General features: G+C 70.3%; 20 protein-coding genes. 12 read left to right on the top strand and 8 right to left on the bottom strand.

The window, feature by feature from the left end:
• Positions 1-15 precede the first annotated feature (15 nt).
• Positions 16-1,239, top strand: coding sequence for an ABC transporter permease (locus ACWGID_RS02285; protein ID WP_452193805.1), 1,224 nt, complete (start codon positions 16-18; stop codon positions 1,237-1,239).
• Between the two features lie 12 nt (positions 1,240-1,251).
• On the opposite strand, the gene ACWGID_RS02280 is transcribed toward ACWGID_RS02285, so the two are convergent.
• On the bottom strand, positions 1,252-2,199 hold the full coding sequence (locus ACWGID_RS02280; protein ID WP_452193612.1) for a complex I subunit 1/NuoH family protein: 948 nt from the start codon (positions 2,197-2,199) through the stop codon (positions 1,252-1,254).
• A gap of 61 nt (positions 2,200-2,260) precedes the next feature.
• On the opposite strand from ACWGID_RS02280, the gene ACWGID_RS02275 reads away from it, so the two are divergent.
• The 3 genes from ACWGID_RS02275 to ACWGID_RS02265 are packed head-to-tail and all read left to right on the top strand — an operon-like array spanning position 2,261 to position 4,126.
• Positions 2,261-3,451, top strand: coding sequence for an NmrA family NAD(P)-binding protein (locus tag ACWGID_RS02275; protein WP_452193611.1), 1,191 nt, complete (start codon positions 2,261-2,263; stop codon positions 3,449-3,451).
• Between the two features lie 31 nt (positions 3,452-3,482).
• Positions 3,483-3,704: a type II toxin-antitoxin system VapB family antitoxin gene (gene vapB / locus ACWGID_RS02270; RefSeq protein ID WP_452193609.1), complete on the top strand. Its 222-nt coding sequence runs from the start codon at positions 3,483-3,485 to the stop codon at positions 3,702-3,704.
• A complete protein-coding gene (locus ACWGID_RS02265; protein WP_452193608.1) occupies positions 3,701-4,126 on the top strand; it encodes a PIN domain-containing protein in 426 nt (141 codons plus the stop codon). The genes vapB and ACWGID_RS02265 overlap by 4 nt, the downstream gene beginning before the upstream one ends.
• Here ACWGID_RS02265 and ACWGID_RS02260 read toward each other — a convergent pair.
• From ACWGID_RS02260 to ACWGID_RS02245, 4 genes are all read right to left on the bottom strand, one after another.
• On the bottom strand, positions 4,117-4,980 hold the full coding sequence (locus ACWGID_RS02260; RefSeq protein ID WP_452193606.1) for a GNAT family N-acetyltransferase: 864 nt from the start codon (positions 4,978-4,980) through the stop codon (positions 4,117-4,119). The two genes, ACWGID_RS02265 and ACWGID_RS02260, sit on opposite strands and share 10 nt — an antisense overlap.
• A gap of 65 nt (positions 4,981-5,045) precedes the next feature.
• The gene (locus tag ACWGID_RS02255; protein ID WP_452193605.1) at positions 5,046-5,864 is read right to left on the bottom strand and encodes an NADH-quinone oxidoreductase subunit C; all 819 of its coding nucleotides are present in this window, start codon (positions 5,862-5,864) and stop codon (positions 5,046-5,048) included.
• The gene (locus ACWGID_RS02250; protein WP_452193604.1) at positions 5,861-6,418 is read right to left on the bottom strand and encodes an NADH-quinone oxidoreductase subunit B; all 558 of its coding nucleotides are present in this window, start codon (positions 6,416-6,418) and stop codon (positions 5,861-5,863) included. Before ACWGID_RS02250 ends, ACWGID_RS02255 begins: the two co-directional genes overlap by 4 nt.
• Before the next feature lie 114 nt (positions 6,419-6,532).
• Positions 6,533-7,378 carry an alpha/beta fold hydrolase gene (locus ACWGID_RS02245; protein ID WP_452193602.1) on the bottom strand — a complete coding sequence of 282 codons (846 nt, stop codon included), beginning with the start codon at positions 7,376-7,378 and terminating at the stop codon, positions 6,533-6,535.
• 85 nt (positions 7,379-7,463) lie between these two features.
• On the opposite strand from ACWGID_RS02245, the gene ACWGID_RS02240 reads away from it, so the two are divergent.
• The 7 genes from ACWGID_RS02240 to ACWGID_RS02210 all read left to right on the top strand — a co-directional run bounded on the left by ACWGID_RS02240 (position 7,464) and on the right by ACWGID_RS02210 (position 15,323).
• Positions 7,464-8,915 carry a purine-cytosine permease family protein gene (locus ACWGID_RS02240; protein ID WP_452193600.1) on the top strand — a complete coding sequence of 484 codons (1,452 nt, stop codon included), beginning with the start codon at positions 7,464-7,466 and terminating at the stop codon, positions 8,913-8,915.
• Positions 8,915-9,436, top strand: coding sequence for a cysteine hydrolase family protein (locus tag ACWGID_RS02235; protein WP_452193598.1), 522 nt, complete (start codon positions 8,915-8,917; stop codon positions 9,434-9,436). The genes ACWGID_RS02240 and ACWGID_RS02235 overlap by 1 nt, the downstream gene beginning before the upstream one ends.
• A complete protein-coding gene (locus tag ACWGID_RS02230; protein WP_452193597.1) occupies positions 9,433-10,134 on the top strand; it encodes a GntR family transcriptional regulator in 702 nt (233 codons plus the stop codon). Before ACWGID_RS02235 ends, ACWGID_RS02230 begins: the two co-directional genes overlap by 4 nt.
• 1,021 nt (positions 10,135-11,155) lie before the next feature.
• Positions 11,156-11,314 carry a hypothetical protein gene (locus tag ACWGID_RS02225; RefSeq protein WP_452193596.1) on the top strand — a complete coding sequence of 53 codons (159 nt, stop codon included), beginning with the start codon at positions 11,156-11,158 and terminating at the stop codon, positions 11,312-11,314.
• A 454-nt stretch (positions 11,315-11,768) separates the two neighbouring features.
• The gene (locus ACWGID_RS02220; protein ID WP_452193594.1) at positions 11,769-11,897 is read left to right on the top strand and encodes a hypothetical protein; all 129 of its coding nucleotides are present in this window, start codon (positions 11,769-11,771) and stop codon (positions 11,895-11,897) included.
• A 13-nt stretch (positions 11,898-11,910) separates the two neighbouring features.
• A complete protein-coding gene (locus tag ACWGID_RS02215) occupies positions 11,911-12,078 on the top strand; it encodes a hypothetical protein (protein WP_452193592.1) in 168 nt (55 codons plus the stop codon).
• Positions 12,079-12,410: 332 nt separating this feature from the next.
• Positions 12,411-15,323: a helix-turn-helix transcriptional regulator gene (locus ACWGID_RS02210; RefSeq protein ID WP_452193590.1), complete on the top strand. Its 2,913-nt coding sequence runs from the start codon at positions 12,411-12,413 to the stop codon at positions 15,321-15,323.
• Positions 15,324-15,349: 26 nt separating this feature from the next.
• On the opposite strand, the gene ACWGID_RS02205 is transcribed toward ACWGID_RS02210, so the two are convergent.
• The 3 genes from ACWGID_RS02205 to ACWGID_RS02195 form a co-directional block, all read right to left on the bottom strand.
• Positions 15,350-15,586: a hypothetical protein gene (locus ACWGID_RS02205; RefSeq protein WP_452193588.1), complete on the bottom strand. Its 237-nt coding sequence runs from the start codon at positions 15,584-15,586 to the stop codon at positions 15,350-15,352.
• Between the two features lie 181 nt (positions 15,587-15,767).
• Positions 15,768-17,117 (bottom strand): serine hydrolase domain-containing protein, encoded by a 1,350-nt coding sequence (locus ACWGID_RS02200; RefSeq protein WP_452193586.1) that lies wholly within the window; start codon positions 17,115-17,117, stop codon positions 15,768-15,770.
• Between the two features lie 4 nt (positions 17,118-17,121).
• Positions 17,122-18,138 (bottom strand): dipeptidase, encoded by a 1,017-nt coding sequence (locus ACWGID_RS02195; protein ID WP_452193584.1) that lies wholly within the window; start codon positions 18,136-18,138, stop codon positions 17,122-17,124.
• Between the two features lie 45 nt (positions 18,139-18,183).
• Here ACWGID_RS02195 and ACWGID_RS02190 point away from each other — a divergent pair.
• The coding region (locus ACWGID_RS02190) for an ornithine cyclodeaminase family protein (protein ID WP_452193582.1) at positions 18,184-19,153 on the top strand (970 nt) is incomplete at its 3' end.

Genomic DNA, 19,153 nt, shown 5'->3' with positions numbered 1-19,153 from the left:
AACGTGCCCAGCGGCGTGGATGGAGGCGGCCGGGGGCGGCGGGGTGGGGAGTTGCGGCCGGTGGGGTTGGGGGTGGGCGATGTTGTGCGGGTGGGGGCGGTGGGGTTGCGGACCCGGCCGGGGCGGGCGTTCTTGTCGGCATTGGGGATCGCGATCGGGATCGCGGCGATGGTGGCGGTCGTGGGGATCTCGTCGTCGTCGCGGGCCGAGCTCGACGGGCAGCTCGACGCGCTGGGGACCAACCTGCTGACGGTCACACCGGGCACCCGGCTGACCGGGGAGCAGGCGCAACTGCCACTCGCCGCGGAGGCGATGGTCGCGCGGATCGCGCCGGTCCGGGCCGAGTCGGCGATCGGCAAGGTCGACGACGCTTCCGTCTACCGGACGAACAAGATCCCGGACGTCGAGACGAACGGCATCATCGCGTACGCCGCCCGGACGAACCTGCTCGCCACGATCGGCGCGACGGTCCGCAGCGGAAAGTGGATCGATGCGGCCACCGGAAAGTTTCCGGCAACCGTTCTCGGCGCCAGCGCCGCGGAACGGCTCGGAATCACCCAGGCCGGTCCGGAAACTCAAGTACTGATCGGAAACTCCTGGTTCACCGTGCTCGGCATTCTGGAGCCGGCCGCACTCGCCCCCGAGCTGGACAGCTCCGCGTTGATGGGCTGGCCGGCCGCCGGCAAGCTGTCCTTCGACGGCCACCCGACCACGATCTACACCCGCTCGGACGACGCCCAGGTGGCGGCGGTCCGATCGGTGCTCGGGGCAACGGCCAACCCGGAGGCGCCGAACGAGGTCGAGGTCTCGCGTCCGTCGGACGCACTGGCCGCGAAGCAGGCCGCGGGCCAGGCGTTCACCGGACTGCTGCTCGGTCTGGGCGCCGTCGCGCTCCTGGTCGGCGGCGTCGGGGTCGCGAACATCATGGTGATCTCGGTCCTCGAACGCCGCGCCGAGATCGGGCTCCGCCGGTCGCTCGGCGCGACCCGCGGCCAGATCCGCACCCAGTTCCTGACCGAGTCGCTGCTGCTTTCCGCGCTCGGCGGCCTCGGCGGCGCGCTGATCGGATCCGCGGTCACCGCTGCGTATGCGTCGTACCAGAGCTGGTTGACGGTGATTCCCGTGTGGTCGCTGGTCGGTGGGGTTCTCGCGACGCTGCTGATCGGCGGACTGGCAGGCCTCTACCCCGCGATCCGGGCGGCCCGGCTCTCGCCGACGGAAGCACTCAGAACAGCATGACGACCGACGCGCTCAGAACAACGTGACGCCGATGCCGGTGAGGGCGAGCTGGATCAGCGCCACCGGCACCAGGCCCTGCCACGCGAGCTTCTGCAACTGGTCGGCCCGCAGCCGCGGGAAGGACACCCGCACCCAGATCACCACGAGCGACACGAGCGCGACCTTCAGCAGCGTCCAGATCCAGCCGATCGATTCCGGCCCCGGACCACTCCAGCCGCCGAGGAACAGCACGGTCGTGAGCGCCGCGAGTACGACGATCCCGGCGTACTCGGCGAGCAGGAACATCGCGAACCGCAGACCGGTGTACTCCGTGTACGGGCCGAAGATCACCTCGGAGTCCGCGACCGGCATGTCGAACGGCGGCCGCTGCAACTCGGCCAGACCCGCGATGAAGAAGACGACCAGACCGGGCAGCTGCCAGAGCAGCCACCACGGGTTCCACGCGTGCGCGATGCCGGTCAGGCTCAGCGTGCCGGCGGCGACCGCGACGCTCGCCGCGGACAGCACGAACGGCAGCTCGTAGCTCATCAGCTGCGCCGCGACCCGGAGCCCGCCGAGCAGGCTGTACTTGTTGCCGCTGCCCCAACCGGCCATCAGCGAGCCCAGTACGCCGATGCTCATCACCGCGAGCACGAAGAACAACCCGGAGTCGAGGTCCGCGCCGACGATGCCCGGCGCCAGCGGGATCGCGGCCAGCGCGGCGAGGTACGGGAGGATCGCCACGATCGGCGCCCACTCGAAGACCCGCTTGTCGGCGGCGGCCGGCGTCACGCTCTCCTTCTGGACGAACTTCACGCCGTCCGCGACCAGCTGGGCCCAGCCGTGGAACGCACCGGCGTACATCGGGCCGAGCCGTGACTGCATGTGTGCCATCACCTTGTGCTCGGCCTGGCCGACCAGCAACGGCGCCACCAGGAAGGCGACCAGCACGCCCACCACCCGCACCACGAACTCCAGCATGCACAGCATGTTAGTGGGTTCGGCTTGACCTCAACCATGGTTCAGGTCAAAGGGTAGGGGCATGACCACTGTTCTTGTCACCGGAGCCACCGGCCGCGTCGGGCGGCATGTCGTCGACGGGCTGCGCGCCGCGGGCGTGACCGTCCGAGCCCTCGTCCGTACGCCGGACCTCGCCGGTTTCCCGCCGGACGTCGAGCTGATCCAGGGCGATCTCTACGACCCAGAGGCGGTCCGCCGAGCCGCGGCGGACGTCGACTCGGCCTTCCTGCTCTGGCCGTCGTTCAGCGCGGACGGAGCCGCGGACATCATCGGCGAACTCCCCCGGCGCGTCGTCTACCTGTCCTCGCTCAACGCGCCGTCGGGCGGCGTCTGGGCCGACGTCGAGAAACTGCTCGAGGACGCGGGAAAGGACTGGACGTTCGTGCGCCCGGGCGGGTTCGCGGTGAACGCGCAGAACTGGGCCGGCGACTTCCGCACCGGCGACATCGTCCGGGTCCCGTCGCCCGAGGCCGGCCGCTCGCTGATCCACGAACGGGACATCGCCGCGGTCGCCGTACTCGCGCTGCTCAACGACCGGCACATCGGGCAGATCTACAACCTGACCGGCCCTGAGGTACTCACCCAGGCCGAGCAGATCCAGACCATCGCCCGGGTGATCGGCAAGGAGATGCGCGTCGAGGCCGTGCCGGACGCGGCGGCGCGACAGGCGATGCTCGACCTCGGTCTCGACCCGATCCTCGCCGAGAGTTCGGTCGCGTACTGGGCCTCACTCGTCGACAACCCCGAACCCGTCACCAGCACCGTCAGCGAACTCACCGGCCGCCCCGCGCTCACCTTCGCCGAGTGGGCCCGCGAGCACGCCGCCGAGTTCCGCGTTCCGTCGACGGCCGAGGTCGCCCGCCGGTACGTCGACGCGCTGACTACCGGCCGCCTCGACCAGGCACTCGCCCTGTCCGCACCCGAGGTCGTCCGCATCGCCCCGCTCGAGACCGGCGGCGAGGAGATCGAGATGAAGGGCGCCGACGCGATCCTCGAGAACGCCCGCCGCCTGAACGCCGACATCGAGTACCTCGGCGTCGACGTCGTCGGCCCGCTGCTCCTCGACGACCGCTTCGCCGTCCGGTTCGCGTTCGATCAACTCAACGTCCGCACCGGCGCCCGTTCCCGCACCACAAAACTGTCCCTCTACACCCTCACCGCCGGCCAAATCACCCGCGAGGAGGTCTTCTACCACACACCCCCGAGCGCTTGATATCATGAGATATCAGACAGGAGGTGACGGCATGAGCGACGTTCTCATTCGCGATGTCCCGGACGAGGTGCTCGCGGTGATCGACCACCGGGCCGCCGGGCTGGGACTGTCCAGGAGCGAGTATCTGCGCCGGCAGCTCAGTCAGGAGGCCGGGCGTTCGGAGGTCGCCGTGACCGTTGCCGACCTGGAGCGCTTCTCGAACCTTGCCCGCGACCTCGACGACCCTGACGTCATGGACAAGGCCTGGTCGTGACGCCGACCGCCGACTCCCGGCGCTGGCTGATCGACAAGTCCGCCTTGGTGCGCCTGAGCACGGCGCCCGACCGAGAGGACTGGGCGAACCGCATCAATCGCGGGCTCGTACACATCGCCACAGTGACGTTGCTCGAGGTCGGCTTCTCAGCGCGATCCGCGGACGAACATCGCTCGTTCCTGCAGCAGCCGCCGATCGCGGCGATGCCGGTGGAGAACGCAACTCCTTCGATCGAGCGTCGCGCCGTTGTCGTGCAGTCCCAACTCGCGGCTTCCGGTCAGCATCGAGCGCCTTCGGTGCCTGATCTGCTGATCGCCGCCACGGCGGAGCAGACTGGTTTGATCGTCCTGCACGTGGACAAGGACTTCGAACTCATCGCCAACCTCACCGGGCAGCCGACGGAACGACTGGGTCAGGGCTGACCGAGCGGGAGTTGAAGCCAGCCGCCGATGTCTTGGCGGCCGGCGGTGAGGGCTGCGGTGCGGGCGCCGTGGTTGGCGGAGTGGATGGTGCCGATCAGGATGCGGGTCGGGTCCGGGAGGGCCTGGGCGAGCAGGGTGGTGAGGTGCCGGCCGTAGCCGCGGCCGCGGTACCGCTTCGCGAGGAGGACCTCGCGGACGACGTACGCGGGCAGGCCGAGGGCGTCGTCGGGTTTGATCACCGCGGCGACGTACCCGGCCCACTCGCCGTTCACGGTGACATCGAACAGCAGCCCGTCGTCCGCCGACTCCTGGAGATCGTCGCGGTCCTGGAGCGCCGCTTCCTCGGTATGGTGCGGGTGGTCGGCGTCCACCGCGTCGTACGCGCGCGCCGCCTCCTCGTAGTGGTCGACGCTTCTCGTCGCCCGCAGCGCCAGACCAGGTGGTACGTCGTGTCGCCGCAACTCGCTGATCGGCGCGGCGAGGAACCGTCGGTCGGGCTCAGTGCCGGCGACGCTCGCGTCCGCGCTCCACAACCTGAGGTAGAGCGGGTGGTGGATGCCGTAGTGCTCGAGCGCGGCGGCGGCGAGCGCGGGCAGGTCGGCCGGTTGGGGTGAGCGGGTCATCGGGGTCGCGTCGACGAACGGTTTCTCGAGGTTCATGTTCTCGAAGCGCATGCTGAACATCGCGGAGAGATCGTTGCTGATGGCAACCCATCGGTTGAGCATCGATTCTGCCGGTTTGCCCGGGGCGAGGCGCTTGGCGCGCTGCGCGGCGATGTCCAGGTCCTCGGCGAGCAGGATGTCGAGCGCCGCGTGCTCCTCGGCCAGCGTTGTGAGGCGGGTGCGGTCGTCCACCCAGGTGCGCGTGATGGGGTGCTGACGGGCCAACGTGTACCGAGCCAGCTCCTCCGCCGACGGAATCACGAGGTACCGGCCGGCGGCTGAGCGTCCGGCTTCTCGCCACCAGCATCACCCGCAGAAGGCGGCTCCGCAGGCGGGGCGGCGTGCTCTGCGCCGGGCGCCGGGGCTGCAGGCTCGGCGGGGGTGGCGGCCGGCGATGGGCTTTGGCGGCGGGTGCGGCGTTCGGCTCCGGCGGCGCCGCGGCGGGGGCGGGCGGGGGTGGCGGCGGCTTCGGCGGGGGCCAGGGGGTCGGGGTCGGGCGAGCCGGCCGGGCGCGGGCCCCAGGTCTCCGGATCGGGTACGCCGGGTGGCAGCGTCCGGCGGCGGCTCGGAGCGCCCGCCGGAGCGTGGTCGGACTCGCCGGGCTCCTTCGCCCCGGGCCACGGTTTCGCGACCCGCGACGCGAGCACGAACTCCTTGCGCAGCGGATGCCCCTCGAACTCGTCCGGGAGCAGCAACGTGGTCAGGTTCGGATGCCCGTCGAAGCCGATCCCGAACATCTCGAACGTCTCGCGCTCGTGCCAGTTCGCCCCGGCGTACAGCTCGCTCAGCGTCGGGAGCACCGGGTTGTCGCGCGGCACGAGCGTGCGGACGAGCACGTGGTCGACATGCGATCCGCCCCAGAAGTCCGCAAGGTGCGTGACCACCCGGAAGCCGTCCTTGAGCTCGTCCGAGGCGCTAAGAAAGTCGAAGAACGTGAGCCCGACGGCATCCCGCAGTACCTCGTGGGCCGCGACCCAGGACTCCGCCGGTACGTCGATCGCGGTCGGGCCGAAGCTGTCGGACGACGTCGCAGCGATCCCGGCGCCAGTCAGCGCCTCAAGAGCGTCGCTGCTCACGGCTGCACCAGACCGCGCGTGAGGGCCGCCGCCGAGGGCTCGTCGTACCGGCTCGCGACGTGCTCGCCGGCGATCTTCTCCTGCAGTTTGAGGATGCCCTGCAGCAACGCCTCGGGCCGCGGCGGGCAGCCGGGGACGTACACGTCGACGGGGATGATCTGGTCGACGCCCTTCGTCACGCAGTACGAGTCCCAGTAGGGACCGCCGGAGTTCGAGCAGGAGCCGAACGAGATCACGTACTTCGGCTCCGGCATCTGGTCGTAGAGCCGCTTGATCGCCGGCGCCATCTTGTCGGTGACGGTGCCGGACACCACCATCAGGTCGGCCTGCCGCGGCCCGGGCGCGAACGGGATCACGCCGAGCCGGATGAAGTCGTGCCGCCCCATCGACGCCGCGATGAACTCGATCGCGCAGCACGCCAGCCCGAAGTTGAAGACCCAGAGCGAGTACTTCCGGCCCCAGTTCAGCAGGTACCGCACCGGTTCCGGCGCGAGCTTCGCCAACGCGCCCACGGCCGGCCGTACGGTCGGCATCCCCAGCTCGGTCTCGGCCATGTGGTCAGCCTAGGGCATGTCTGACGACCCAGCGCCGTAGCGAGCAGGTGCTCGGTGCGGTAGCTCGGTGCGCGCCGAGTGCCGCGCAGTAGGTGCTGGGTCGTCAGACATGCCCTAAAGTCCGACTATCTCCTCGGCGAGGATCTCCGGGTATTCGAGTGGCGCGTAATGACCGACGCCGTCGACCGGGCGGACGCGGACATCGCTGAAGAAGTCGTCCACCCGATCGGACCACGCCCGCGGGAACAGCGGGTCGAACTCGGGCCACAGCACCACCGTCGGTACGGCGATCCGGTCGTACGACGGTGGCGCGGTCTCGGCCGCCGACACGGCCACCGCACCCGCGCCCGCGCGGTACCAGTTGAGCGACGCCGTGAACGCGCCCGGCGCGGAGTACACCTCGACCAGATGGTCGAGCTCCGGCTGGAAGCCTGGCCCGGACCAATGTGTCCAGAAATGGGTCAGGTACGCGCGGACCGCGTCGGGCTTCCCGTCGATCAGCTCCTCGATCACCGGCAGCCGATGGAACGCCTGGTACCAGAACTCCGCCTGCGCCTGCTCGGAGAACACCCGCTTCCCGATCCCTGGCAGCGGCGGTGCGATGACCAGTCCCTCCACCAGCTCGGGCGTGGTCCGCGCGATCCGCTGCGCGATCCGGCTGCCGATGTCGTACCCGGCGAGCACCGGTCGGTCGAGGCCGAGCTCTTCCATCAGCGCCACCACGCTCCGCGCCTGCGCGTCGGCGCCGTACTGCGCCGGGTCGGGGGCCGATCCGATCGAAGACCCGAGGCCGCGCAGGTCCGGCACCACCACGTCACATCCGCGCTCCACCAGCAGTGGCGCGAGCCGACGGTTGTCCGTGCGGTCTCCAGGCCAACCGTGCAACAGCACCACGGGCGGGCCTTCGCCGTCCCGGTCGTACGCCAGCCTGAATCCGTCGACCTCCGCGCTGAGCTCCATGCGGTTCATTGTTGACCACCCGACCGGCCGGACTTACCGTGATTGAACAGGACTGAACAGGTCCATTTCAGGGGTGGGAGTCAGCATGACGGACCAGCTCGACACGCAGCAGACCCGCGCGCTCTCGGTGGAGAGCAACGGCCTCAACGTGATCGCCGACGCGGATCGGAAGGGCCGCCCGAGCCATCTGTTCTGGCCGTGGTTCGGCGCCAACGTCTCCGTCCTCGGACTGAGCTACGGCGCGTTCGCCCTCGGGTTCGGGATCTCGTTCTGGCAGGGGGTGATCGCCGGGCTGATCGGCGTGGTGTTCTCCTTCCTGCTGTGCGGCCTGATCGCACTGGCCGGCAAGCGCGGGTCAGCGCCGACGATGGTGCTCAGCCGCGCCGCGTTCGGTGTCCGGGGCAACAAACTGCCGTCGCTGGTGTCCTGGCTGCTGACCGTCGGCTGGGAGACCGTGCTGACGATCCTGGCGACGCTCGCCACCGCGACCGTGTTCGAGCGACTCGGCTGGGGCGGCGGCGCGCTGACCAAGGTGATCGCGCTGGTCGTGGTCGGCGCGCTGACCGTGGCCTGCGGGGTGCTCGGGTTCGACCTGATCATGCGGGCGCAGACAGTGATCACGGTGGTGACCGGCGTACTCACGGTCGTCTACATCATCCTGGTCGCCGACCAGATCCACTGGAGCACGGTGTCCGCGCTGCCGAGCGGGTCCACGCAGGCCGTGATCGGCGCACTGGTGTTCCTGATGACCGGGTTCGGGCTCGGCTGGGTGAACGCGGCCGCGGACTACTCGCGGTACCTCCCGCGGCGGGCGTCGAGTCGTGGCGTGGTCGGCTGGACGACGTTCGGTGGCTCGGTGGCTCCCGTCGTACTGCTGATTTTCGGTCTGCTGCTGGCCGGGTCGTCGGCGGACCTGAGCAAGGCGATCGCCGCGGACCCGATCGGTGCGCTCGCCGAGGCGTTGCCGACCTGGTTCCTGGTGCCGTTCGTGATCGTCGCGGTGCTCGGGCTCGTCGGCGGGGCGGTGCTCGACATCTACTCGTCCGGGCTGGCGCTGCTGTCGCTCGGCCTGCCGGTTCCGCGGTACGTCGCCGCGTTCATCGACGGTGTGGTGATGATCGGCGGGACCATCTACGTGGTGTTCTACGGCGGCGAGTTCCTCGGACAGTTCCAGGGTTTCCTGATCACCCTCGGCGTACCGATCGCGGCCTGGTGCGGGATTATGCTCGCCGACATCGCCTCGCGCCGGCGCGACTACGCGGAGGACGATCTCTACCGGCCGAGCGGGCGGTACGGCGACATCCGCTGGTTGCCCGTGGCGACGATGATTGTTGCTACCGGCATCGGTTGGGGGCTCGTCACGAACACGCTTGCGTCCTGGCTGACATGGCAGGGCTACTTGCTCGGGGCGTTCGGTCTCGGTGGCAAGGAAGGCGCGTGGGCGTTCGCGAACCTCGGCGTACTGGTCGCGCTGGTGCTCGGGTTCGCCGCGCAGTGGTTCGGCGGGCGGGCCGCCGTACGCCGCCAGGAGGCCTGATGGTGCTCGCACTCATCGACCTGCAGCGGATCTTCGCCGACCCGTCGTCGGGCTGGGCCACGCCAGGCTTCGAGCGCGTGATCGAGCCGGCGCGGGAACTGATCAAGTTGTTCACACCGGAAATCGTGTTCACTCGGTTCGTTGCGCCGGAGCGGCCGGATGGCGCGTGGATTCCTTACTACGAGGCGTTTCCGTTCGCGCTGCAGCCGCCGGATGCCGACGACTACCAGCTGGTGGACGAGTTCCGCGGGGAGCCGACGCTGGACAAGACGACGTTCAGTGCCTGGGGCCCCGAACTGGCGGCGCGGGTGGGGAGCGATGGTCGGCTCGTACTGGGCGGCGTGACGACGGACTGCTGCGTGATCAGTACAGCGCTTTCCGCGGTGGATGCGGGCGTCCACGTCCAGGTCGTCGAGGACGCGTGTGTCGGCTCGACCGAGGAGAGCCATCAGAAGGCGCTCCACATCCTGCGGCTGTACGCACCGATGATCGAGATCGTCCGGCTGGAGCAGCTGCGGTGATCTCGTTGAAGCACGAGCGGGTCGCCCGGGTCCTCGCCCGGGAGATCCGGTCCGGCGTCGTACGGCGAGGATCGCAACTGCCCGGTGAGGTGGAGTTGGCGAAACGTTTTTCGGTCAGCCGGAACACGGTTCGCGCCGCGCTCGCCGTACTCGCCGAGGACAACCTGATCGCGACACACACCGGCAAAGGCTCGTTCGTTCTCTTCGACGGGCGGCCGTTGGACGGGCGGCTGGGGTGGACGCACGCGCTGTCGGAAAACGGTGTCGAAACGCGGATGCGGACGGTACGGGTCGAGCGCGAGGAGGATCCCGCCCTGGCCGCACGACTGGGTCTCGAATCGCCCGAGGTCGTGGTCATCGAACGTGTCCGCCAACTCACCGACGGTACGGCGATCTCGCTCGAACGCAGCCGCATCCCCGCCCTCGAGCCGCTCCGCGACCTACCCGAACGCGGCCTCGACAACGGCTCGATCAGCGTCACCCTCAACCGCGCCGGCCTCTACCTCGACCACTGCGAACAACGCCTCCGCGGCCGCCCCCTCACCCCCACCGAAGCCGGCCACCTCGACCGCCCCCACGGCACCTGGTTCCTCCACACCACCCGCACCAGCTGGACCGCCACCAACCACTTCGCCGAACACGCCGACGAACTCCTAGACCCCAACCACTACGAACTAAACCTCACCTACCCCACCTAGCCCCACACCTGCTCGCCCCTCACCCAGCCGCAAACCAAGCCCCACGCCCACACGCGACCTCCCCGTCCATCACCCGCACCCCGCCGCTCGCCCCCCTCGCCTTCGCCACCACCCCTCGCCACCACCCCACGCCGTTCCGGCACACTCGCCCCTCGGCACTTCGCCACCACCCCACGTCATTTCGACCCCGTCACCCTCGGCACCGCCCCTCGGCACCGCCACACTCGCCACCATCCCGCGCCACCATCCCGCGCCACTGCCCCTCGCCGCCTCGCCACCATCCCGCGCCACCGCCCCTCGCCGCCCGCGCAACCGCCCGCGCCACCGCCCCGCCGCCACCCCGCCTCGCAACGGCGACCCTCGCCGCCGCCCCACCTCATCTCCACCCCGCCACCCTCGCTGCCACCTGTCGAGTCGTGGCGAATGGCTGGTGAACCGGTACGCGAGTCGTGGCTCGCGGTTGTATAAACCGCGCCGAACCTCACGACTCGACGGAAGAACGGGGTCAGACGGGCCGCCCGGGTGGGGATGGGGCGTTGCGGCGATTTGGCGGCTGTCGCCGGTACCCGCCGCCGCGCTCATCGTCTGACCCGCCGGGCGGCGTACTCACGGGGCGGCGTACCCACGGAGCGGCGTACTCACGCGGTGGCGTACTCGCGGAGCGGCGTACCCACGCGGTGGCGTACCCACGCGGTGGCGTACCGACGGAGCGGCGTACCCACGCGGTGGCGAGCTCGCGGAGCGACGTGCTCGCGGCCGGCGTGCTCGGGGTGATCGGGTGGCGGGGCTGGGGGTCGCGCTGGCTCGGGGGGCCTGCTCGTGGGGACTTGGCGAGTCGTGGCGGGGGTTGGTGGGGCGGTGTGCGAGTCGTGGGTCGGGGTTGGGTGAAGGGGGCCGGAATTCACGACTCGGCGGGGGGAATTCGGCATCTAAGGGGGTGGGGCGGGTGGGGATAGGGAGATGTGCGGATGTGGGGGTGGTCCTCAGGCGCGGAGAGTCGGGGCAACGACAGGAGGACGTCATGTTGTTCTACTCGACCGACGCGGTGCGGGCAGAGATGAAGTACCGGCAGGAGCGGATTCGGCGGGACTTCCAGCGGCCGTTCTGGTTCCAGCGGCCGGAGAAAACGGTACCGCCGCAGCAATGCGCGCCCGAGCTGCGTGCTCGTCCCGCGATGTGACGGCACGTTCACCGCCACCAGACCCCCTTCCCACCCGGCGCGGCCGGCTCCCCGGAGCCGACCGCGCCGCCGTCATTTCCGCCCCCACCGTCTCCCGCTCCACCGGCTGCCACGGCCGCTTCGGGCCCGTCCCAGCCCGTCGTTCCCGCCGCTTCGGCCCGTCCCAGCCCGTCGTTCCCGCCGCTTCGGCCCGTCCCAGCCCCGCCGTTTCCGCCGCTTCGGCCCGTTTCTTCCCCGCCATTTCCGGCGTTAGTTCCCGCCATGTCTCGGTCGTCGTTTCGGCGGTCGTTCAGCCGGTGGTTGGGGGGCCTTAGGTGGGTTCTAAGGCGGGGTCCGGATGCCTAAGGCCTCGGGGGCGGTGGGGATAGGGAGGAGTTCCGATGTGCGGGGGTACCTCAGGCGAGCAGATTTAGCGGTGTCGGCAGAGAGCCGGCATCGCACAACGGAGGAACACATGTTCACCAACGCATCGGTCAAGGCAGAGGTCGACTACCGCAGGGAGCGCCTCAGCCGCGACTTCCGGCAGCACCGGAGCACCCGGGGCCGCCGGAGCATCACCCACCTGTTCGGCCGGAAAGCCTGAGGGGAGGAAAACCATGTTCAACACTCCACTGAGCCAAGATCTCGTCAAGGCGGAGTCGGCCTACCGGCTGGAGCGGAACCGGCGTAGCTGGTCCGTACCGCGCCGGGAGCGCGCGGAGCGGGCCACGCAGCCCGAGTCGCGCCACGCGCGCCGGACCCTCCGACCCACCACGGCCGCATGACCGCCCGGCTCGCCGTCCCTGATTCCGCACTCGCGATCAGGGACGGCGTTCTACTTTCCGGCGGAAAGTCCACGGAAACTGCGGAAACGACGGAAACCGCAGACCGCACGGCCGACAGCACCGCGGACAGAACAACCGGCGGAACGGCGCGCGGAACAACCGGCGGAACAACCGGCGGAACGGCGCGCGGAACGACCGGCGGAACGGCGCGCGGAACGACCGTTGGGAGGGCGGGAAACGCCGGCGAAAGAGCGGTAAGCGGTACCGCCGGCAGTGGGTCTTGCGGTCCGCGGACGGGATGCCGTCGATTTGTGTCGGCGCCAGGGGCGAAAATGGACGACGTGCCCTGGATCTCGACACCTCTCGTCGGCCGCTCGTCCGAGATGGCCGCCCTCCTCAGCGCGGTGGACGACGCCCGTACGCGTCGCGCCGGCGCCGTGGTGCTGTCCGGCGACGCCGGGGTCGGCAAGACCCGGTTGCTGGACGAGATCGCCACGGGAGCGCATGAGCGCGGTTTCGGCGTCCTGGTCGGGCACTGCACCGACTTCGGCGACGCCGGCCTGCCGTACCAGCCGTTCTCCGAGATCTTCGGCCGTCTAGCGGGCGACCGGCCGGATCTGGTCGAGAGCGTGCTGACCAACTTCCCCGCGATCGGCCGCCTGCTGCCGGCGCACCGGATGCTCAGCGCCCAGCCCGTTCCGCAGGAGGGGCAGCTCGACCGGGCCGCACTGTTCGATGCCGTGCTCGGCGCGTTCACCGCGCTGTCCACCAGCGAGCCGATCCTCGTGATCATTGAGGACGCCCACTGGGCCGACGACTCGACCCGGGACCTGATCGGTTTCCTGATCACCCGGCTGACCTCGCAGCGCCTCGCCCTCGTGGTCTCGTACCGCAGCGACGACCTGCACCGTCGGCATCCGCTCCGCCGCCCGATCGCCGAGTGGACCCGCAACCCTCGGGTACGCCGGGTCAACCTGCTCCCCCTCGACGCCGACGAGGCCCGCACGCTGCTGCATTCGCTGCTCAGCACGCCGCTTCCGGAGGCCGAGGAGCGCCGAATCCTGGAGCGCGCCGGCGGCAACGCCTTCTTCACCGAGGAGCTAGCGGCTGCGGCATCGCTGGGTGACGGCGACGTCGTCCCGCCGGATCTCGCCGACCTGCTGCTGGTCCGTCTCGACCCGCTGTCCGACGACGCCCGCCAGGTCGCACGGGTGATCGCGGTCGCCGGCCGCCGCGTCCCGCACACGTTGCTGACCGGAGTCGCCGGCCTTCCCGACCGTGAACTCGACGAGGCGCTCCGCGAGCTGATCGACGCCCACATCATCGACGTACCGACCAGTGATCGCTACTACTTCCGGCACGCCCTGCTGGCCGAGGCGGTGTACGACGATCTGCTCCCGGGCGAGCGCGTTCGCCTGCACGCGTCGTACGTCCAGGCCCTGAAGGACCAGACGGTTGCAGGTACGGCGGCTGAGCTCGCGGGGCACGCCACTCGGTCGCACAACCTGCCGGTCGCGTTCGAGGCGCGGGTCCGCGCGGGTGAGGAGGCCATCTCGGTCGCTGCTCCGCAGGACGCGCTGAAGCACTACGAGCTGGCGCTGGAGCTGCTCCCGAACCGCTCGGCCGACAGCCCGACCGGCAAGACCTGGCTGATCGTCCAGACGGCGACGGCCGCGACGCTGTCCTCGCAGCACCTGCGCGCGGTGAAGATTCTCCGCAAGGCGCTCGCCGACCTGCCGCCCGAGGCGCCGCAGCTGGAGCGGGCGCAGCTGCTGCTCCCACTCGCCGACATCGCGTTGGTCATCGATCAGGACCAGGAGGCCAACGAGGCGGTTTCGCAGGCGCTCAAGCTGGTCCAGGACGAGCCCGCCAGCGTCTTCAAGGCGCAGGTCGCGTCGCTGTACGCGCGGGTGTCCGACGCGCTCGGCCGGCCGATGGAGGCGGAGCGCTGGGCGCACAAGGCGCTCGAGATCGCCCGCGAGGCCGGTCAGGAGTCCGCGGCCAGCGACGCCGGGATCACGTTGGCTCAGCTGCGCCGCCGGGCCGGCGATCCGGAGACCGCCGCGAAACAGCTCGAGGAGGCGGCCGTCCGGGCGCAGCTGATCGGGGATCCGGCGTCCGAGGTGCGGAGCCGGTTCCTGCTCGGCTCGACGCACTACGAGCAGGGCGACCTGCTGAACGCGAAGGCGGCGCTGTCGTTCGCGACGAAGCGCGCCGGTGAGCTCGGGCGGCAGTGGGCGGCGTACGGGTTCGACGCGCGCCGGATGCTGGCGTTGACCCAGTTCATGCTCGGTGAGTGGGACGCGGCGGTCGCGACCGCACGCACCGACGCGATGACGCCCGCCGCGGCGGCTGCGGCGCTGCGGGCCGTCGAGTTCTCGGTCCGTGGCGGGCGTGGTGACACCGCGGTCGCCGAGGAGTTCGAGATGTCCCGCAAATGGTGGGACCTGGACGTGATGCTGCCGATCATCGGGCTGCAGCCGGCCGTCGACGCGTACCGCGAGCTCGACAAGCCGGCGGCGGCGGAGAAGCTGATCAGCGACGTCTCCACGCTGTGCGCCGACGTCTTCCAGACCGAGTGGTTCCTCGGCCGGATCCGGTTCGCCACGCTCGGGCTGCAGTTGCTGTGTCACCGCGCCGTAGGTGAGCCGTCGGCCGCCGCGGAGCTGGTCGAGCGCGGCGCCGAGCTGGTGTCACTCGGGCAGACGACCGCGGAGAAGGGACTGCCGCCGGGCCGGTTGATGGGCGTCGAAGGGCTCGCCTGGCTGGCGCGGCTGGAAGCGGAGTGGGATCGGCTGCGCTGGCTGACCGGGATCGACCCGCCGACGCCCGAAGACCACGTCGCCGCCTGGACGCGGACCGCGGAAGCCTTCGGGTACGGGTATGTCCTCGAGCAGGCGTGGTCGCGGGTCCGGCTGTCGGCCGCGCTCCGAGCCGCCGGCCGGGTGTCCGAGGCGAACGAGCAGACCGCGCTGGCCGCCGACGTCGGACGTGAGCTCGGCGCACAGCCGCTGCTGACGGAGACCGGCGGTGTCGACACCGGCGGCGCCAGTGCGCTGACGTCCCGAGAAACCGAGGTACTGCGGTTGCTCGCGGAAGGTCGCACGAACCGGCAGTTGGCGCGCGAGCTGTACATCAGCGAGAAGACGGTCAGCGTGCACGTGTCGAACATCCTGGCGAAGCTGGGTGTTCGCTCCCGCACCGAGGCCGCGGCCGTAGCCCGCCGGGACGGTCTGCTCGACTAGGCCGAGTCAGCTCCTGACTGTGCTTGTCAGCCGTGTCGGCGGTGGCGGCCGGGCTCGGGTTCGGCGGCGCGGGCTCGGGCCCGGGCGCGCGCCAACTCATCGGCCGCCACTGAGCCCGCCGAGTCGGCCGGGATGCGTTTCGTCGGGCGCTCCAGGTCGGTGATGTCGTCGAAAACCCTGCGGGCATGGCGCATCCGCGCCGCCGCCAGCAACAACACTCCGGCCGCAGCGAGTGCGATCAGCACCCACAGTTGCCACGACATAGCCTCACCGCCATGTACTCGCCCCGTTCCCCCGAGTAATCACCATAACTCTGAACGCAGCGCTTGGCGACCGTCTGTGCGCTTTCCGTCAACACACACACACACTTCAAACCGTCGTTCGTTGCCGAATGCAATCACAAACGGTGATCAGGCAACGGCTGTGAGATCTCGCGACTGACGCTCAGTCACGACGCGGCGTGAGCCGGCCGCCGCGGAACAGGTACGCCGCGCGACCGTCCACCGGCTCCCGGAACGCCAGTACCTCGTACACCCCGCGCTCCGGCTCGGCCGCGATCAGCCGCGACTCGTCGAGCGGGACCAGCCGGGTCCGCCGCGGCTCCGGCATCAGCAGCCGCGCCTCGTCACTGACCGCCTCGTCGAGAACCCAGAACTCCCCGTTCTCGAAAGTGATCGTGGCCTGCATCAGTACGCCGGTGTACCGGCCCGTCACCAGCTCGGGCGCGATCCGGACCGCCTCGGTCGGCGGCTCCGGCCGGGTCGGCAGCTCGACGCCCGCAGTCTCGCGGAGCAGGTGGCCGACCAACTCGTCGTACAGCGCCGGGGTGTCGCCGCCGTTTGTGAGCAACGCGACCGCGACGCCCTTGTCCGGGACGAGGCGGAAGAACGCCGACTGGCCGACCGTCCCGCCGTCGTGACCGTAGAGCCGCCCGCCCTCGACGTCGAAGATCATCCAGCCGAGCCCCCAGTGCTGGGCGAACCCGCCGATCGCCGGTACGTCGACTTGCGGCTCCCACAACCGGTCGATCGTGGCCAGGTCGAACAACGTCGCGTCCAGGTACCCGCGGCCGAAGCCGATCAGGTCGCGCGCACTCATCGCCAGCAACGACCCGGCCGGCGCCATCGCATGCACCAGACTCCACACCGGCGCCGCCTGCAGCGGCGCCCCGGGCGTCGGCGACACGTGCCCGAGCGCAGCCCGATACAGCAACGCCTCGTCGGGAAGCGTCGCCACACGCTCCAACTCCAGCGGTACGACGATGCGCTCGCGCAGCAACTGGTGGTACGGCTTCCCGAGCAGCACCTCCGCGATCCGCCCGAGCACGACGAACCCGGCGTTGTTGTACGAGAACCCGGCACCCGGCCGAACCTCCTGCGCCAGCCCGGGGATCACGTCGCGGACGAACAACTCGACACCGTCATCACCGCGGGAGGTCGGCGTGAACGCGTCACCGGAGAATCCGCTGGAATGCGTGAGCAGGTGGCGCGGCGTGATCACCGCGGCCGCCTCCTCGTCGGCGAGCTTGAACTCGGGCAGGTAGTCCCGCACGGGACGGTCGAGGTCCACCGTCCCGTCGGCCACGAGCTGCATGATCAGCGTGGTCGTCCACAACTTGGTGATCGAACCGATCTGGAACACCGAGTCGACGGTCGCCTCGACGCCGGTGTTCAGGTTCAGTACGCCCGCGGCCGCCGTACTCACCTCGCCGTCGGCCAGGACGGCGACCGAGGCGGCGGGCACGCCGTGCTTGGTGATCAGATCCGCGAGGAAGGTGTCGAGCCAGCTCTGCACGTCGTCACTCCTTGGATGTCAGGACTCGGACCAGGTTCTCGCCGAGGACTTTCCGGATGGTTGCTTCGGGCAACCCTCGGCGCTGCAGTGCGTCGGTGACCAGGGGCAGGCCGGCCGGGCCTTCGAGGCCGGGGACGTACAGCTCGGCGTCCAGGCCCTGGATGACCACTGGCCGGTCGCAGGCCGGGATCTTCTCGCCGAACACCTCCGCGACGAAGTCGCTGCCGAGCCCGACGGCGTTCTCGCCGGCGACCTCGAGAATGTGCACGATGTGGTCGGCCAGGTGGTCGACGGTCGGTTTCTCGGCGGTGGTCAGGAAACCGGCGAAGAAATTCACGCACACCACCCCACCTGTCGCGGCGATCGCGCGCAGCTGGTCGTCGGTCAGGTTGCGATGGTGCTCGCGCAGCGCGTACGCGCTCGAATGCGAAGCGACCACCGGCTTGGTGGCGAGCTCCAGGATGTGCTCGGTGCCGGCCCGACCGACGTGCGAGACGTCGATCAGTACGCCGAGCTCCTCGAGCAGGCCGACCGCTTCGACACCGGCGTGCGTCAGGCGGCTGCCGGTGGCGTCCTCGCCCGAGCCGTCGCCGAGTGCGCTGCGCCCGAAGTGCGTGAACGAGACCATCCGGACACCGAGCCGCTGCAGGGTCTGCAGGAGCTCGAGATCGGTGTCGATCTGCGGGCAGCCTTCGAGGGCGAGGACGAGCGCGATCTTGCCGGCCGCGGTCGCGACCTCGATGTCACCGGGCGCGGTGCACAGGGCGACCTGGTCGGCGTTCGCCTCGGCGACGCGGTGCGCGGCCTCGATCATCCGGAGCGTCTCGCGGAGCGCACCCTCGGGCAGGAACTCGGAGTCGATGAACACCGGCAGTACCTGGACGTCGATCCCGCCGTCTCGCAGCTGCGGGATCCAGCGGTCCCGGAAATACGCCGGCCACACCTGTTTCGGGCGCCGGGCCACCAGCATCAACAGGTCGTTGTGCGCGTCGGCCACGATCGCGTCCTGGTGCAGGTTCATTCGATCCCCCTGAAGGTCGGCGGAAACCAGAATATGCTCGGCGTGGTGAAGGTGCTCTCAGCGGAAAATGTCCGGCACGCCGTTCCGATGCCGGTCGCGGTCGACGCGGTCCGGAACGCGTTCCGCGAGCTGGCGGCCGGAAACTTCGTGCTGCCGCCGCGGCAGATTTTCGGAAACGGTGCGGTGCTGGTGATGTCGGCGTACCACTCGCCGAGCGGGACCGCGGTGGTGAAGAAGATCGGGATCGCGCTCGACCAGGTGCCGGCGATCCGCGCGACGGTGATCTGGACCGGCGACGGCGAGCAGCTGGTGGCCGAAGGCAGTTCGATCACCACCTTGCGCACCGGTGCGGTCGTCGGCGTGGCGACCGACCTGCTCGCACCGGCCGACGCCACCCGGCTCACCGTGATCGGGACCGGCGCTCAGGCTCCCGACCAGGTCCGCGCGGTCCTCGCCGTACGCCCGATCGCGGATGTCGTCGTCACCGGGCGCTCGGCCGACCGCGCCGGGGCGTTCGCGCAGGATCTCGCCGCGGAGTTCGCCGACGTGAAGTTCACCGCGAGTACAAGCATCCAGGAAGCGGTCGCCGACGCGCACGTGGTGTGCTGCGCGACCTCCAGCAGTACGCCGCTGTTCACCGCCGACGACCTTCCGGCCGAGGTGCACGTCAACGCGATCGGCGCCTTCCGGCCGTCCATGCGCGAACTCCCCCGCGACCTCCTCGCCACGGCCGGCGTCGTCGTGGTCGACCAGGAGGAGGCGGCGATGGAGGAGTCCGGCGAGATCATCGACGCCGTCACGTCGGGCGCGCTGCAGCACTTGGTCGAGCTCGGTCCAGCGCTGTCCGAACCGCCCCGCCGTACCGGCCGGACCGTCTTCAAGTCCGTCGGCGTCGGACCGCAGGACTGGGCGATCGCCGCCGAACTGGCGAGGGGCGGGTTGCCCCCCCGGGGGGGGGGGCCCCCCGGTTTTGTGGGGCCCCCAGGGGGGGCCGCCCGGCCCCCCCCGGGGGTGC

It is taken from the genome of Kribbella sp. NPDC054772, assembly GCF_053611945.1.
The sequence above is the reverse complement of the archived record's forward strand: the minus strand, read 5'-3'. Positions and strand labels throughout refer to the sequence as shown.

Bases quoted from the DNA above. Each gene is read 5' to 3' on its own strand.
- ACWGID_RS02280 (WP_452193612.1), bottom strand. From the start codon at position 2,199: ATGCTGGAGTTCGTGGTGCGGGTGGTGGGCGTGCTGGTCGCCTTCCTG.
- ACWGID_RS02275 (WP_452193611.1), top strand. From the start codon at position 2,261: ATGACCACTGTTCTTGTCACCGGAGCCACCGGCCGCGTCGGGCGGCAT.
- vapB (WP_452193609.1), top strand. From the start codon at position 3,483: ATGAGCGACGTTCTCATTCGCGATGTCCCGGACGAGGTGCTCGCGGTG.
- ACWGID_RS02250 (WP_452193604.1), bottom strand. From the start codon at position 6,418: ATGGCCGAGACCGAGCTGGGGATGCCGACCGTACGGCCGGCCGTGGGC.
- ACWGID_RS02245 (WP_452193602.1), bottom strand. From the start codon at position 7,378: ATGGAGCTCAGCGCGGAGGTCGACGGATTCAGGCTGGCGTACGACCGG.
- ACWGID_RS02240 (WP_452193600.1), top strand. From the start codon at position 7,464: ATGACGGACCAGCTCGACACGCAGCAGACCCGCGCGCTCTCGGTGGAG.
- ACWGID_RS02235 (WP_452193598.1), top strand. From the start codon at position 8,915: ATGGTGCTCGCACTCATCGACCTGCAGCGGATCTTCGCCGACCCGTCG.
- ACWGID_RS02225 (WP_452193596.1), top strand. From the start codon at position 11,156: ATGTTGTTCTACTCGACCGACGCGGTGCGGGCAGAGATGAAGTACCGG.
- ACWGID_RS02220 (WP_452193594.1), top strand. From the start codon at position 11,769: ATGTTCACCAACGCATCGGTCAAGGCAGAGGTCGACTACCGCAGGGAG.
- ACWGID_RS02215 (WP_452193592.1), top strand. From the start codon at position 11,911: ATGTTCAACACTCCACTGAGCCAAGATCTCGTCAAGGCGGAGTCGGCC.
- ACWGID_RS02210 (WP_452193590.1), top strand. From the start codon at position 12,411: ATGGACGACGTGCCCTGGATCTCGACACCTCTCGTCGGCCGCTCGTCC.
- ACWGID_RS02205 (WP_452193588.1), bottom strand. From the start codon at position 15,586: ATGTCGTGGCAACTGTGGGTGCTGATCGCACTCGCTGCGGCCGGAGTG.
- ACWGID_RS02195 (WP_452193584.1), bottom strand. From the start codon at position 18,138: ATGAACCTGCACCAGGACGCGATCGTGGCCGACGCGCACAACGACCTG.